Here is a 15,044-nt window from a genome sequence, read left to right as displayed (position 1 = left end):
GCATGCTCGGTCGGTGACCGTTCTCATCGACCCGCCGGCGTGGCCCGCGCACGGGACGCTGTTCAGCCACCTGGTGTCGGACGACTCGTTGGCGGAGCTGCACGCGTTCGCCGCGGGCATCGGCGTGAGCCGGCGGGCGTTCGACCTCGACCACTACGACGTCGCCGCCGAGCGGTACGACGCCGCGGTCGCGGCGGGAGCCGTCCCCGTCGGCGGGCGCGAGCTCGCGCGCCGGCTCGGGGCGTCCGGGCTGCGCGTGCCGGGCCGGGCGCGGCGCGCGGCGAAGGCCGACGCGCTGCTCGCCCGGTGGGACGCGCTCCTGCCCGGGGCCCGCGACGTCGGCGTCGACCTCGTCGAGCGCTGGCACGAGCCGCACCGCGTCTACCACGGGCCGGAGCACCTCGTCCACGCGCTCGACTCGCTCGCGCTCCTGGAGGGGCGACCCCCCGGAGTGCCCGACGGCGCGAGCCCGCCCGGGCGCGAGCCCGTCGGCCCGGCGGCGAGCGACGCCGCGGCGACCCAGCTCGCGCTGTGGTTCCACGACGCCGTGCACGACGGCGTGGCGGGACGCGACGAGGAGCGCTCCGCCGAGCTCGCGCGTAGCCGGCTCGCGGGCCACCTCGACACCGCGGTCGTCGACGAGGTCGTGCGGCTCGTGCTCGTGACGACGGACCACTCCCCCACGGCCGACGACCGGGCGGGTGCGCTCGTGTCCGACGCCGACCTCGCGATCCTCGGCTCCGCGCCGGACCGGTACGCGCGGTACGTCCGGCAGGTCCGCGCCGAGTACGCGCACGTGCCCGACGACGCCTTCCGCACCGGTCGCGCCGCCGTCCTGCGAGGACTGCTCGGTGGCGGCGTCCTGTTCCGCACCCCGCAGGGCGCCCGATGGGAGGACCGAGCCCGCCACAACCTCACCGACGAGCTCACGACCCTCACCACTCCCACCTAACCCTCGCCCCCGGCAACCCGCCGAACAGGTGGTCCTGGCGCGTCCCGGACGGCGGACGGGTCAGGACCACCTGTTCGGGACGCCGTGTCGCCTGGTCGGCGCTGTGGCGGCGCTAGGGTCGGGGCGTGAGCGACGACCCGACCTCCAGCCCGGCCGCGCAGTCCTCGACGTCGACGTCGACGTCGTCCGGGTCGGGGGCCTCCCGTCGGGTCCCGCGCGACCGCCCCCGTCGGTCGCGGCGTCGGCGCGCGACGGTCTGGGTCGCGGCCGGCCTGGCGGTGCTCGTGCTCGCGCCGTTCGCCGTCGTGCAGGGCGTCGGGCGCGCGCACGTCGCCGACCGGGCGGACGCGCCGCCGAGCGACGCGATCGTCGTCCCGGGTGCAGGGCTGCGCCCCGACGGGTCGCCGTCGACGTACCTGCGACGTCGGCTCGACGCGGCCGCGGAGCTCTACGGCCGGGGCGTCGCGCCCGTCGTCCTCGTGAGCGGCGACGCGCACGACGACTACGACGAGCCCGGGTCGATGCGCGCGTGGCTGCTCGACCGGGGCGTCCCGGACGACGCGATCCTGCTGGACCGGGAGGGCTTCGACACGCACGCCACGTGCACGCGCGCGGTGTCGGAGTTCGGCGTCGGCACGGCGGTCGTGGTGACGCAGGGCTACCACCTGCCGCGCACGCTGTTCTCGTGCCGCGTCGCGGGTCTCGACGCGGTCGGGATCGGGGTCAGCGCGGCGAGCGTCGAGCCGTGGAAGGCCGTGCTCTACCGCGTGCGCGAGGTACCCGCGGCGACGAAGGCCGTGCTCGACGCCGTGCGGCGCTGACGACGCGCGCCCGGCACCGTCGGGGGGCAGTGGCAGCCGGAGGACGGTCAGGGCAGGCGCAGGCGACGCATGACGTCGAGCGCGGAGGTGAGCACCCTGCTGGGGAGCTCGCCGCCGATCTCGTAGAGCGTGTCGAGCGTGAGGCCCTGGTTCGCGCCGCGCTGCACGGAGATGGTCTGCGCCTCCGTGAGCGCCTCGATCCCCTCGCGGCCGTGCCGACGGCCGAGGCCGGACGCCTTGAACCCGCCCATCGGGGCGCCGACGGAGCCCCAGGCGGCGGAGTACCCGTCGTTGACGTTGACGGTCCCCGCCTCCACGCGGGCCGCGATCCGGCGGCCTCGCGCCACGTCGCGCGTCCACACGCTCGCGTTGAGCCCGAACTCGGAGTCGTTCATGACCCGCACGGCCTCGTCGTCGCTCGCGACCCGACGCACGGAGACGACGGGACCGAACGTCTCCTCGCGCGCGCACGCCGCGTCGTCGGGCACGTCGTCCAGCACCGTGGGTGCGTAGAACCACGGGCCGATGTCCGCGCGGTGCACGCCGCCCGCGAGGACGCGCGCGCCGCGCGCGATGGCGTCCTCGACGTGCGCGACCACGCGGTCGAGCTGCGCCTGCGACGTGAGCGACCCCATGTCGGCGGAGTAGTCGAGCCCGGCGCCGAGGCGCATCTCGCGGACGAGCGGGACGAACTCGTCGAGGAACGCGTCCGCGACGTCCTCGTGCAGGACGAGCCGCTCGATCGAGACGCAGAGCTGGCCGGAGTTGGAGAAGCACGCGCGCACGGCGCCGCGCGCGGCGGCGCGCACGTCGGCGTCGGCCGCGACGTACAGGGGGTTCTTGCCGCCGAGCTCGAGCGTCGCGCCGATGAGGCGCTCTCCCGCCCGCGCGGCGACCTTGCGGCCGGTGGCCGTCGAGCCGGTGAACGCGATGTGGTCCACGTGGTCGGTCACCGCGGCGCCGACGTCTCCCCCGCCCGCGACGACGAGGAACAGGTCCACGGGCAGGCCCGCCTCCTCGAGCAGCTCCGCGCCCCACAGCGCGGTGAGCGTTGTCTGCGGGTCCGGCTTGAGCACGACGGCGTTGCCCGCCACGAGCGCGGGCACGGCCTCGGCGAACGCGAGCGTCAGCGGGTAGTTCCACGGCGCGACGACGCCGACCACGCCCACGGGGCGACGGTGCACGCGCGTGCCGGTGAGCACGGGCAGCATCCCCGGCGCCCGCCGGTCGGCGAGGTAGCGCGGGCCGCGCCGCGCGTAGTGGCGCGTGAGGATCGCGACGTCGGCGACCTCCTCGAACGCGCTGCGGCGCGACTTGCCGGACTCCATCTGGATGAGGTCGAGGCCGTCGGACTGGCGCGCGAGCACGAGCTCGCCGAACCGCCGCAGCACGGCCGCGCGCTCCCGGACGGGGAGCGCCGCCCACGCCGGCTGCGCGGCCCGCGCCCGCTCGACAGCCCGCGCGACGTCCTCGACGGAGGACACCGGGAACGCGGCGAGCGGCGCGCCCGTGAAGGGCAGGACGGAGCGGTGCATGCCCGCCTCGTTGCTGGTGACGACGCGCTGCGCGAGCGGTGCGACGACGTCGGGCTCGAGCACGTACGTCGCCGCGGGGTTCTCGGGGTCGATCAGGCCGTCCAGCGCGGCGCCCTCGCCGGATCCGCTGCCGGGGGTGCCGGATGAGCTCGTCATGGGGACAGGCTACGTCGTCGGACCGACAGGACCGGTGACGGGCAGCTCCCACGTCGTGAGCACGGGGCGGAAGCCCTGACGCGCCCAGAACGGCGCCGAGAGCGGGTTGAGGACGCCGTGGTGCAGGAGCACGACCGCGTCCTCCCCGGCGCGTTCCCGCACGCGCGCGAGCGCCGCGTCGACGAGCGCACCGCCGACCCCGGCGCCGCGCGCCGCGCCGGTCACGTGCAGGAGCACCAGGTAGGAGACCGGTCCGGCCGTGACCGTCCCGGCGACCGCCCCGGACCGCTCCGGCGGCTCGACCGCGACCACGCCCAGGACGTCCTCGCCTCGCTCCCCGGACGCGCCCCCGCGAGCCTCGGCCCGGGCCGCCGTCGCGACGAGGAACGTCGTGGCCGGGTTCGCCACCGCGCCCGCGACCTGGGTCGCGAGGTGCTCCCGGGCTCCGGGGCGCACCCGGGCCGCGCCCACGAGCTCGTCGTACGCGAGCTCGGCGAGCTGGTGCGCCACGAGCGCCGGGACGTCGTCGGCCGTCGCGTCTCGCACGACCGCACCGGCACGACCCCGCGACGCGGCGGGTGCCGTCCCGCGCCGCGCCGCCAGGTGGACGGTCGGGCGCATCCCGTGCGCGGCGAGCGCCGCGACGGCCTCGACGTCCCGGCTCGGCCACAGCAGGACCATGCCGTGGTCGCGCGGGGCCGGTCCCACCTGGCGCACGCCGTCGCCGTCGGGCGGAGTGCCCGGGTCCCCGGCGACGCGCGCCGCCCAGGCGGCGAGGAGCGCGGCGACCGCGCCCGGGACGTCGGGGCCGGCCGCCCGTGCGCGCAGCCGGTGCTCGCGCAGCGGGCGGAACAGCGCGGTCGGCGAGTCGGCGCCGACGTCGCCGGCCGTGAGGAGACCCGCGGCCCGGGACCCGTCGGGCAGCCGGACCGCGAGCAGCCGCGCGTCGTCCGGCGCGGCGCCCAGGTCGGGGACCGCGACGAGCGGGTCGAGCGCGCGCAGCCGCGCACGGTGCTCGGCCTCGAGCGCGGCCAGGTCGTCGGCGTCCGGCGCCCAGGCCGTCGTCGTCATCGCCCGGCGTCGCGCGCGTCCGCCGCGCCGAGCCGTCGACCGAGGACGACGCACTCCTGGTCGACGTAGCCAAGGCGCTCGTAGAAGCCGCGGACCGCGTCGTTGGTCGAGCGCACCATGAGGCGCACGGCGCGCGCGCCCTGCGCGGCGAGCCACGCCTCCGCCGCGACGACCGTGGCGCGACCCGTGCCGGTGCCCTGCAGGCGCGGGTCCACGGCGACGTAGTACAGCCAGCCGCGGTGCCCGTCGACGCCGGCCATCGCCGACGCGACGACCTCGCCCGCGCGGACGACGCCACCGGGACCGCCGGGGTCGCCGTCGGCGGACGCCCGTCCCGGGAGGTCGCGCGTCGCCCGGCCCACGAGCACCGTGGACGTCTCCCCCAGCCGGGCGTCCGCGAGGTCGCGGTACGGGTCGTTCCACGGCCGGGTGAGGTCGCACGCGCGCCACAGGGCGACGACGTCCTCGACGTCGTCGTCCGCGACGTCCGCGAAGGCGACGTCCGCGTCCTGACCGCGGAGGCCGCCGTCGAGCGACTCCTCACGCGCCCGCCCGGGCACGGCGGCGCCCGCGCGCGTCAGCCGCGGTCCGTCCGGGACGCGCCCCGTCACGGTGCGGCTCAGCGCGGCTGGTACGGCGAGACGACGACCTCGACGCGCTGGAACTCCTTGAGGTCGGAGTACCCGGTCGTGGCCATCGCGCGCCGCAGGGCGCCGACGAGGTTGAGCGTGCCGTCGGCCTGGCGGCCCGGGCCGAAGAGGATCTCCTCGAGCGTGCCGGCGGTGCCGACGCGCACGCGCTCGCCGCGCGGGAGCTGTGCGTGGTGCGCCTCCGAGCCCCAGTGCCAGCCCCGGCCGGGCGCCTCCTCGGCGCGCGCGAGCGCGGCACCGATCATCACGGCGTCCGCACCGCAGGCCACGGCCTTCACCAGGTCGCCCGAGCGGCCGACGCCGCCGTCGGCGATGACGTGGACGTAGCGGCCGCCCGACTCGTCGAGGTAGTCGCGGCGCGCGGCCGCGACGTCCGCGACCGCCGTCGCCATGGGCGCGTGGATCCCGAGCGAGACGCGCGTGGTGTGCGCCGCGCCGCCCCCGAAGCCGACGAGGACGCCCGCGGCGCCCGTGCGCATGAGGTGCAGCGCCGCGGTGTACGTGGACGCGCCGCCGACGACGACCGGGACGTCGAGCTCGTAGATGAACCGCTTGAGGTTGAGCGGCTCCGCGACGCCGGAGACGTGCTCGGCCGAGACGGTCGTGCCACGGATGACGAAGAGGTCGACGCCCGCGTCGACGACGGTCTGGTAGTGCTCCTGGGTACGCTGCGGCGACAGGGCGCCGGCGACCGTGACGCCCGCGGCGCGGATCTCCTTGAGGCGCTGCGTGATGAGGTCCGGCTTGATGGGCTCCGCGTAGATCTCCTGCATGCGCCGCGTCGCCTCGAGCGGCTCGAGCGCCGCGATCTCCTCCAGGAGCGCGGTGGGGTCGTCGTAGCGCGTCCAGAGGCCCTCGAGGTCGAGCACGCCGAGGCCGCCGTGGTTGCCGAGCGCGACGGCCGTGGCCGGGCTCATCACCGAGTCCATGGGCGCCGCGAGGATCGGCAGCTCGAAGTGGTACGCGTCGATCTGCCAGCCGACCGACACCTCCTTCGGGTCGCGCGTGCGCCGGGACGGCACGACCGCGACGTCGTCGAAGGAGAACGCGCGCCGACCGCGCTTGCCACGTCCGATCTCGATCTCGTTGCTCACCGGGCCAGCCTACCGGCGGGCCGTGCCCGTCACCTGCACGACCGCCGTGTGGGTGGGCGCTGGCAGGGTGACGCTCGTCGCCGGGACGTCCGACGGCACCGGACGCGACGCGCGCCGGGACCCGAGCGAGACCCCGAGGTGCACCATGACGACGACGCCCTGGACGGCGGGACCGCTCCTCGGTCTCGACACCGAGACCACGGGCGTCGACGTGGACGTCGACCGGATCGTCACCGCGGCCCTCGTCCTGCGCGAGCCCGGGTCGACGCACGTGCGGACGTGGCTCCTCGACCCCGGCGTCGAGATCCCCGCCGAGGCGACGGCGATCCACGGCGTCACGACGGCGCACGCGGCCGCCCGCGGTGGCGTGCCGGCCGAGGCGCTGGAGGAGATCGCGACGCTCGTCGTCGACGCCCAGCGCGACGGCGTCCCGCTCGTCGCGTACAACGCCGCGTTCGACCTCTCGCTCCTCGACGCGGAGCTCGTCCGGCACGGCCTGCCGACCCTCGCCGCCCGGCTCGGCCGGCCCGTGCGCCCGGTGCTCGACCCGCTCGTGCTCGACCGGGCGTGGGACCCGGCGCGCGAGGGCAAGCGCCGGCTCGTCGACCTCTGCGCGCGCTACGAGGTGCTCGACGTCGGTCCGCTGCACACGGCGGACGCCGACGTCCTCGCCACGCTGGACCTCCTCGACGCCCTCGCGCGCGCCTTCCCGGACCTCGGCGCCCTGGGCCCCGACGCCCTCCACGACCTGCAGGTCGCGGCGCACCGCCGCTGGGTCGACGCGCTCGACCCCGAGCGAGAGCCGCCCTACGTCGGGGCCGGCGCGGACGGTCGCTGGCCCTCGTAGCGGACGAGCGACGACGAGCCGGGCAACGGGGCCACGCGCCCGCGAGCACGTTCGCACCTATCTCACGACACGGATGGAGATCCTGTGACGAACCCGTGATCTCGGCACGACCACGCCGCGTCGGCGCGTGAATATCTCATCCATGAGTTATCGTCGCTCGCATGACAGCGATCGACGACGCCCCCCTCACGCAGGTCGGCACGCTCATCCGCGGCGCCCGCCAGAACCGGGGCCTCACGCAGACCCAGCTCGCCGAGCGGCTCGGCACGAGCCAGAGCGCCGTGCACCGCATCGAGCAGGGCGCCCAGAACCTCAGCCTCGAGATGCTCAACCGCATCAGCCTCGCGCTCGACTCCGAGATCATCAGCCTCGGCGGGCCCAAGCACGCGCACCTGCGCGTCCAGGGCGGCCACACCCTGTCCGGGCGCATCGACGTCAACTCCTCGAAGAACGGCGCGGTCGCGCTCCTGTGCGCGTCGCTGCTCAACCGGGGTCGCACGACCCTGCGCGGCGTCGCCCGCATCGTCGAGGTCGACCGCATCGTCGACGTGCTGCGCTCCATCGGCGTCCGCGCGACCTGGACGACCGGCGGCCGCGACCTCGAGATCGTCGTACCGGACCAGCTCGACCTCGCCGCGATCGACGTCGACGCCGCGCGACGCACCCGCTCGATCATCATGTTCCTCGGCCCGCTGCTCGGGCTCCGGGACGCGTTCGAGCTCCCATACGCGGGTGGCTGCGACCTCGGCACGCGCACCGTGGAGCCCCACATGATCGCGCTGCGGCCGTTCGGCCTCGCGGTCACGGCGACGGGCGGCAACTACCACGCGACGGTCGCGCCGGCGTCGGGCACGGACCTGTCGGTCGTGCTCACCGAGCGCGGCGACACCGTCACCGAGAACGCGCTCATGGCCGCGGCCCGCCGCGACGGCGTGACGACGATCCGCAACGCCAGCCCCAACTACATGGTCCAGGACCTGTGCTTCTACCTCGAGCTGCTCGGCGTCCGGGTGGAGGGCATCGGCACGACGACGCTGCGCGTCCACGGCCGCACCGACATCGACGTGGACGTGGAGTACGCCGTCTCGGAGGACCCGGTCGAGGCGATGAGCCTGCTCACGGCGGGCATCGTCACCGGCTCCGAGATCACGGTCGCGCGCGTCCCGATCGAGTTCATGGAGATCGAGCTCGCGACCCTGTCCGAGATGGGCCTGCGCTACACGCAGAGCACCGAGTACCTGTCCCGCAACGGCCGGACGCGCCTCGTCGACGTCACCGTGCACCCGAGCGAGCTGCACGCCCCGATCGACAAGATCCACCCCATGCCGTTCCCCGGCCTCAACATCGACAACCTGCCGTTCTTCGCGGTCATCGCCGCGAACGCGCAGGGCACGACGCTCATCCACGACTGGGTCTACGAGGGCCGCGCGATCCACCTCACCGACCTCACGCGCCTCGGGGCGGACGTGCGGCTCCTGGACGCCCACCGGCTCCAGGTGACGGGCCCGACGCGCTGGTCGGGCGCCGAGGTGAGCTGCCCGCCGGCGCTGCGCCCCGCCGTCGTGATCCTCCTCGCGATGCTCGCCGCGAAGGGCACCTCGGTCCTGCGCGGGGTGGACATCATCGCGCGCGGCTACGAGGGCCTCACGGAGCGCCTGCGCGAGCTCGGCGCCAACATCGAGACCTTCCGCGACTGAGCCGACGACCACGCGACGGGCCGGCACCCTCGGGGCGCCGGCCCGTCGTGCGTCACTTCGGGTAGACCGCGTCCACCTCGACCTCCACGAGCCAGCCGTTCACGGGAAGGTTCTCGATCTCGAGCGCGAACCGCGACGGCCGCGCGGCGTTGACGACCATCGGCGCGGTCGTGGCGGAGCCGAGCTGGACGTCGATCGGCTTCCCCGTCGCGAGGTTCGTGTTCGCGAAGAACTGCCGGTAGGCGCGGTTCCAGCCGGCGAAGTCCATCTTCTCCTGCCCCGCGGGGTTCTGGAGGAACACGCGCATGGACACGACGTCGTCGTAGGACAGCCCGGCCCGCTCGAGGTTCTCGCCGATCCGCATGAGGACGTTGATCCCCTGCGCCTCGGTGATGGTCACGCCCGCCGGCAGCACCCCTCCGGGGAACACGTCGGTGGGGATGTAGCGCTCCTCGGCGCCGGCCCCCGGCGCCGTGTTCATCGCGGAGGGCCCGAGGCCCGAGGACTTGTACCAGGCGACGTTCTTGCCGAACGCGACGCCGTCGGCGATCGACGGGGTGTCGCCGGTGACGAACGAGAAGGACTCGGTGGGCTTCGGCTCGAAGAGCTTCCCTGCGGCGACGGCGGTCCCGGGCACGGCGACGGCGGCGGTGACGGCGACGGCGACGACGACCTTGGTGCGGTTCTTCATGCAGGCCTCCTGGCGGGGACGGCGGGCGCCACCCTGACGCCCGCTCCGGCGGGCCGCGACGGCCGCCGGAGCGGTGACGCTAGACGCGCACCGTTTCGGGGGCGTGACGGGCGCGTGTCGGCTCGTCGCCCGGCGGTCGGGCGCCGGCAGCGCGCGCCGCACCGCCCCGTGACCAGGCACGACGGCGCCGACACGAGACGTTTACGCGAGCCGCCGCGTGTTGACGGGCGCGAAACGCACCGGACCCACGTTCGCGACGACGCGTGCCTAGCGTCGGCCGCGGTGCTGACGGCGGCACCCGGCATCGTGGGCCGGGCCGTCCGCCCGTCAGGCCGTGGACGAGAGGGCTCCAGCCACATGGTCACTGACGAGAAGACGTCCGGCGTCTCGCGCCGCAGCTTCCTCCAGGCCGTCGGGGTCGGCTCCAGCGCCGGCGTCATGTTCGCGACGATGGGGGCGGTCGGGCTCGCGCCGACGGCCGCCGCGCAGCCACGGAACGAGTCGTGGACGCCGCCGCAGGGCAGCGACTTCAGCCTGACGGGTCGCTCCGCCAAGAAGGTCGTCGTCGTGGGCGCCGGACCCGCGGGTCTCGCCTCGGCGTACGAGCTGCAGAAGGCGGGGTACCGGGTCACGGTGCTCGAGGCGCGCCACCGGCCCGGCGGCCGGACGCTGACGATACGTGGGGGCGACTCCGAGACGGACGTCAACGGCGTCACCCAAAAGGCCCGGTTCTCCGACGGCGTGTACATGAACGCCGGCGCGGGCCGCATCGCGCAGTGGATGGTCACCATGGACTACCTGCGCGAGCTGGGCGTCCCCTACGAGGTGTTCACCAACGCGAACGCCGACGCCTACCTGTACAACGAGCGCTCGGGCGCCACCCCCGGCAACCCGGTCCGGTACCGCACGGCGAAGGCGGACGTGTTCGGCTACACCTCCGAGCTGCTGAGCTACGCGACCGACCAGGGCGCGCTCGACCAGAAGCTCTCGGCCGCGGACAAGGAGAACCTGCGGGCGTTCCTCCGGTCCTGGGGGTCGCTGCAGTCCGACGGCAGCTACCGCGGCGGCGACAACCGCGGGTTCTCGGTCTACCCGTCCGCCTGGAACGAGCACGGCACACCGCTCCCCGGCCCCGGCACGGTCTCGGAGGTGCTCGCGTCGAAGGTGGGCCAGTACTTCCCGTTCGAGATCAACTGGGAGCAGTCGATGCTCATGTTCCAGCCGAAGGGCGGCATGGACACGACCTACGACTACTTCGTGCGGGCCATCGGCAAACAGAACGTCCTGTTCAGCTCGCCGGTCACCGGCGTGCAGAACACCACGAGCGGCGTCACGGTCACCTACACCGCGCCGAACGGCAAGACCCGCCAGGTCGACGCGGACTTCGCGATCGTCGCCGCGCCCGCGGGGCTCATGCGCCGCTGGGACACGAACTGGGGCCCGGACATCGACGCCGCCCTCGGCGAGTTCGCGATCGGCTCGCCGGCGGGCAAGATCGGGCTCGAGTACCGCTCGCGGTTCTGGGAGGACGACCACCGGATCTTCGGCGGCATCACCGAGACCGACATGGACCTCGCCCACGTCTGGTACCCCTCCTACGGGTACGGCGAGCGCCGTGGACTCGTCGTCGGCTACTACAACACCGGGGCCAACGCGCGCGCCTACGCCGACATGACGCCGCGGCAGCGCGAGATGCGCGCCGTCGAGCAGGGCGTGAAGATCCACGGCGAGAAGTACCGGACCGAGCTGGAGAGCTCGTTCTCCATCGCGTGGCACAAGGTGCCCTACATCGAGGGCGCGTGGGCCTACCCGAACACGCAGTCGTCGCGCTTCAAGCAGCTCCAGCAGGGTGCGGGGAACGTGTACTTCGCGGGCGACTGGATGTCCGAGATCTCGGCGTGGCAGCACGGCGCGTTCTGGGCCGCCCGGTACGCCGTGCAGGCCCTGCACACGCGCGTCATGACGTCGTGAGCCCGGCGGCGCACCCACCGGACGGACCCTCCGTCTGACGCGGCCCGCGGACGACGACGTGTCCGCGACGCGACGACGGCCCGGCGCCCGGCACCCGGAGGGGTGCGGGACGCCGGGCCGTCGTCGTGCGGGCGGTGGTCCGCCTCAGAAGCCGGTGTAGTTGGGGGCCTCGACGGTCATCTGGACGTCGTGCGGGTGGCTCTCCTTGAGCGACGCCGACGTGATGCGGATGAAGCGGCCCTTCTCCTGGAGCTCCGGGACGGTCCGCGCGCCGACGTAGAACATCGTCTGGTGCAGGCCGCCGACGAGCTGGTGCGCGACGGTGCCGAGCGAGCCCTTGTACGCGACCTGGCCCTCGATGCCCTCGGGGACGATCATGTCGTCGCTCGTGACCTCGGCCTGGAAGTAGCGGTCCTTCGAGTACGACTTCTTGCCGCGCGAGGACATGGCGCCCATGGAGCCCATGCCCCGGTACGCCTTGTACTGCTTGCCGTTCACGAGGATCGTGTCGCCGGGCGACTCCTCGGTGCCCGCGAGCATCGAGCCGAGCATCACCGACTCCGCGCCCGCGACGATGGCCTTGCCGATCTCGCCCGAGTGGCGCATGCCGCCGTCCGCGATGACGGGCACGCCCGCCGGGCGCGCGGCGAGCGACGCCTCGTAGACCGCCGTGACCTGCGGGACGCCCACGCCGGTGACGATGCGCGTCGTGCAGATGGAGCCCGGGCCGACGCCGACCTTGACCGCGTCCGCGCCCGCGTCGACGAACGCCTGGGCGCCCTCGCGCGTCGCGACGTTGCCGCCGATGACCTGGACGTCGCGCGTCGCCGGGTCGGACTTCAGGCGCGCGACCATCTCGATGAGCATGCGCACGTTGCCGTGCGCGGTGTCCGCGACGAGCACGTCGACGCCCGCGTCGATGAGCGTCGTGGCGCGCTGCCACGCGTCGCCGAAGTAGCCGATCGCGGCGCCGACGAGCAGGCGACCCTGGCCGTCCTTCGACGCGTTCGGGAACTGCTCGGACTTGACGAAGTCCTTGACCGTGATGAGCCCGGTGAGGCGCCCGTCCGCGTCGACGAGCGGCAGGCGCTCGAGCTTGTGCTTGCGCAGGAGCGCGGTCGCCTCCTCGCGGGAGATGCCCGCCGGGCCCGTGATGAGCGGCTGGGGCGTCATGACCTCGTCGACCTTCGTCGTCGCCCACTCGGCGACGGGCGTGAAGCGCAGGTCGCGGTTGGTCACCATGCCGATGAGGCGACGCTCGGCGTCGAGGACCGGGAAGCCGGAGATCCGGTACTCGCCCGCGGTCTTGTCGAGCTCCTCGAGCGTCGCGTCCGGGCCGATGGTCACCGGGTTGTCGATGATCCCCGTCTGCGTGCGCTTCACCAGGTCCACCTGGAGCGCCTGGTCCTCGATGGACAGGTTGCGGTGCAGGACGCCGATGCCGCCCTGGCGCGCCATCGCGATCGCCATGCGCGACTCGGTGACGGTGTCCATGGCCGCCGAGACGAGCGGGACGCGGATCGAGATCTCGCGCGTCAGGCGCGTCGTCGTGTCGATGTCCGACGGCGCCAGGTCCGAGTAGCCGGGCTGCAGCAGGACGTCGTCGTAGGTGAGACCCAGGAAACCGAAGGGGTCGCGGTCGGGAGCGGCGGCGGGGACGGGCGAGGCGGTCACACCAGGATTCTACGCCGCGGGGCCCTCCCGTATTCCCGCGCCGTCCGCGCACCGGCGCCCGCGCGACGCCCCGCCCGACACCTCAGCGGACGACCGCGAGGAGCTCGTGCAGGAGCCCCGGGAAGCTGCGCACGCGGTGCACCGTCGCGGCGAGCGGGAGGTCGCCGGCGGCCTCGTCGCTCGGGAGCCCGACGAAGAACGGCAGGCTCGGGTTCGCCTCGTGCGCGGCGTGGACGATCCCCAGGTCGGGGCGCGCCTGGGTCGTCACCATGGCGACCGCCGAGGGCCGCACCATCGTGACGATCTCGAGCGTGCGGTGGACGTTCGCCGGCCCGGTGACGATGCGGGCCATCGCGCCGTGCGACGCGAGCGACGCGGCGAGGGCGTGCGCGGCGAGGGGCAGCGGCTCGTCCGGCGCCGCGAACACGAGGACGATGCGGCGCATGCGGCTCGGGTGGTTGCGGGGCGGGCCGCCGGCCGCGACGATCGCGTCCTCGCTCGCCTGCGTGTACTCGCGCAGCGCGCCCAGCGTCGCGTTGGCGAGCACGACCTCCGGGACCTCGCCCGGGCCGGCGAGCACGGTGCGCTCGGCGAGCCGCTCGAGCGCCGGCTCGACGAGGTCGGACCACCAGGCCGCGGGGTCGCCGCCCGCGGGGATCCGCAGGAGCCGGTCGCACGTGCGCTGGTCGTAGGCGATCGCGGCGTCGACGACGTCGGACACGCGCGTGGGCCGCGGGGCCTCCCGCACGCCGAGGGCGCGCGGCGCGGTCCCCCGCGCGCCTTCTCCGCCCGGCACCGCGCGCAGGAACGGGCGCGACGGCGCAGCGGGCTCGGGGGCCGCGTCGTCCGCGTCGAGGTCGTCGTCGGCGTCGGTGCCGCCCTCGGCGCCGTGCTCGTCGAACGAGACGGCACCGCGGTGCGCGTCGAGCTCGTCGTCGTCGGCGGCCAGGGCCGCGCGGGCCGCGTCGGCGGGCGCGACGCCGTCGAGCGTGAGGCGTCGCATGACGACCAGGCGGGCGACGTCGTCGTCCGTGTAGCGCCGGTGGGAGCCCGCGCGGTGCTGCGAGGGCCCGAGGCCGTAGCGGCGGTCCCAGGTCCGCAGGGTCGCGGGCGCGACGCCGAGCCGACGCGCGACGGCGGCGACGGCGAGGCCGGGGTTCGTGGACATGCTCGGTCGGGCTCCCTCGGGGTCGGGGGCGGACCGGACGGAGGTCATGGATCGATTCTGCCGACCGCGCCACCGTCCCGCCACCTCGTCCAGGTCACAGTCCTGCACCCTTCGCGCCAGGCTTGTGCGAAGTTTGTTCACCATGCGCGCAAACGCGCCAGCAGGGCCGCATCGCGTCAGCCTAGACGCGAATGCTGCACCGTTCTCGCCGCCTCCACGAGCCGCGTGACGCCTCCGAACGGCCGTGACCTGGCCCTTCACCTTTCTCGCACAGGGGGCTTGAACAACTTCTGAAACGCTTGTAGGTTGTTCGCCATGGCTGAGATCTCAAGGCTTCCCGGGCCCGTCATGGAGCTGTGGGAGTGGCAGTACCAGGGTTCGTGCCGCGACGCGGACGACACGTTGTTCTTCCACCCCGAGGGCGAGCGCGGCTCGACGCGACGGCGTCGCGCGGAGGCCGCGAAGGCGATCTGCCACTCGTGCCCCGTCATGATGCAGTGCCGCGAGCAGTCGCTCCGCGTGCGCGAGCCGTACGGGGTGTGGGGCGGCCTGAGCGAGGACGAGCGGGCGGCGATCCTCGCCGGGGGCGCACGCCGCACCGGCTGAGCACCGGCAGCACGACCAGCAGCAGTACCACCAGCAGACCTGCACGGCACCGGTACGACGTCGTACCGGGAGCACGTGCGCACGACCCGTGGGAACGGTGGGGCGACCGGC

At 74.5% G+C, this 15,044-nt stretch carries 13 protein-coding genes; 6 read left to right on the top strand and 7 right to left on the bottom strand.

Features of this window, described 5'->3' with window-relative positions; translation table 11 throughout:
* Positions 1 to 13 precede the first annotated feature (13 nt).
* Entirely contained in the window at positions 14 to 952 is a 939-nt protein-coding gene (locus ABWU78_RS12290; RefSeq protein ID WP_439158549.1) for a DUF4031 domain-containing protein, read from the top strand.
* Positions 953 to 1,077: 125 nt separating this feature from the next.
* Positions 1,078 to 1,773, top strand: a complete 696-nt coding sequence (locus tag ABWU78_RS12285) for a SanA/YdcF family protein (protein ID WP_439158548.1) — start codon at positions 1,078 to 1,080, stop codon at positions 1,771 to 1,773.
* Between the two features lie 47 nt (positions 1,774 to 1,820).
* Here the strand turns inward: ABWU78_RS12285 and ABWU78_RS12280 are convergent, their stop codons facing one another.
* Genes ABWU78_RS12280 through ABWU78_RS12265 form a run of 4 tightly spaced genes read right to left on the bottom strand, consistent with a single transcriptional unit; the run spans position 1,821 to position 6,279 of the window.
* Positions 1,821 to 3,464: a succinic semialdehyde dehydrogenase gene (locus tag ABWU78_RS12280; protein WP_439158547.1), complete on the bottom strand. Its 1,644-nt coding sequence runs from the start codon at positions 3,462 to 3,464 to the stop codon at positions 1,821 to 1,823.
* 9 nt (positions 3,465 to 3,473) lie between these two features.
* Positions 3,474 to 4,535 (bottom strand): GNAT family N-acetyltransferase, encoded by a 1,062-nt coding sequence (locus ABWU78_RS12275; protein WP_439158546.1) that lies wholly within the window; start codon positions 4,533 to 4,535, stop codon positions 3,474 to 3,476.
* Entirely contained in the window at positions 4,532 to 5,146 is a 615-nt protein-coding gene (locus ABWU78_RS12270) for a GNAT family N-acetyltransferase (RefSeq protein WP_439158545.1), read from the bottom strand. The genes ABWU78_RS12275 and ABWU78_RS12270 overlap by 4 nt, the downstream gene beginning before the upstream one ends.
* An 8-nt stretch (positions 5,147 to 5,154) precedes the next feature.
* Complete coding sequence (locus tag ABWU78_RS12265; RefSeq protein ID WP_253050846.1) at positions 5,155 to 6,279, bottom strand: GuaB3 family IMP dehydrogenase-related protein; 1,125 nt, start codon at positions 6,277 to 6,279, stop codon at positions 5,155 to 5,157.
* Positions 6,280 to 6,424: 145 nt separating this feature from the next.
* On the opposite strand from ABWU78_RS12265, the gene ABWU78_RS12260 reads away from it, so the two are divergent.
* The gene (locus ABWU78_RS12260) at positions 6,425 to 7,126 is read left to right on the top strand and encodes an exonuclease domain-containing protein (RefSeq protein WP_253050845.1); all 702 of its coding nucleotides are present in this window, start codon (positions 6,425 to 6,427) and stop codon (positions 7,124 to 7,126) included.
* A 161-nt stretch (positions 7,127 to 7,287) separates the two neighbouring features.
* Positions 7,288 to 8,823, top strand: a complete 1,536-nt coding sequence (locus ABWU78_RS12255; RefSeq protein WP_253050844.1) for a helix-turn-helix domain-containing protein — start codon at positions 7,288 to 7,290, stop codon at positions 8,821 to 8,823.
* Between the two features lie 52 nt (positions 8,824 to 8,875).
* On the opposite strand, the gene ABWU78_RS12250 is transcribed toward ABWU78_RS12255, so the two are convergent.
* Positions 8,876 to 9,514, bottom strand: coding sequence for a Rid family hydrolase (locus tag ABWU78_RS12250; RefSeq protein WP_205207131.1), 639 nt, complete (start codon positions 9,512 to 9,514; stop codon positions 8,876 to 8,878).
* Between the two features lie 357 nt (positions 9,515 to 9,871).
* On the opposite strand from ABWU78_RS12250, the gene ABWU78_RS12245 reads away from it, so the two are divergent.
* A complete protein-coding gene (locus tag ABWU78_RS12245) occupies positions 9,872 to 11,485 on the top strand; it encodes a flavin monoamine oxidase family protein (protein WP_353707822.1) in 1,614 nt (537 codons plus the stop codon).
* A 144-nt stretch (positions 11,486 to 11,629) separates the two neighbouring features.
* Here the strand turns inward: ABWU78_RS12245 and guaB are convergent, their stop codons facing one another.
* Positions 11,630 to 13,159: an IMP dehydrogenase gene (gene guaB / locus ABWU78_RS12240; RefSeq protein WP_253050842.1), complete on the bottom strand. Its 1,530-nt coding sequence runs from the start codon at positions 13,157 to 13,159 to the stop codon at positions 11,630 to 11,632.
* Positions 13,160 to 13,241: 82 nt separating this feature from the next.
* Positions 13,242 to 14,375 carry a MerR family transcriptional regulator gene (locus ABWU78_RS12235; protein WP_253050841.1) on the bottom strand — a complete coding sequence of 378 codons (1,134 nt, stop codon included), beginning with the start codon at positions 14,373 to 14,375 and terminating at the stop codon, positions 13,242 to 13,244.
* Positions 14,376 to 14,642: 267 nt separating this feature from the next.
* On the opposite strand from ABWU78_RS12235, the gene ABWU78_RS12230 reads away from it, so the two are divergent.
* Complete coding sequence (locus tag ABWU78_RS12230; protein ID WP_031316449.1) at positions 14,643 to 14,933, top strand: WhiB family transcriptional regulator; 291 nt, start codon at positions 14,643 to 14,645, stop codon at positions 14,931 to 14,933.
* Positions 14,934 to 15,044: the final 111 nt, after the last annotated feature.

The sequence above is a fragment of the Cellulosimicrobium sp. CpK407 genome, assembly GCF_051844275.1.
Taxonomy (GTDB): Bacteria; Actinomycetota; Actinomycetes; order Actinomycetales; family Cellulomonadaceae; genus Cellulosimicrobium; species Cellulosimicrobium cellulans_G.
Note: the sequence above shows the minus strand (reverse complement) of the source record. Positions and strands in the feature narration are given on the sequence as shown.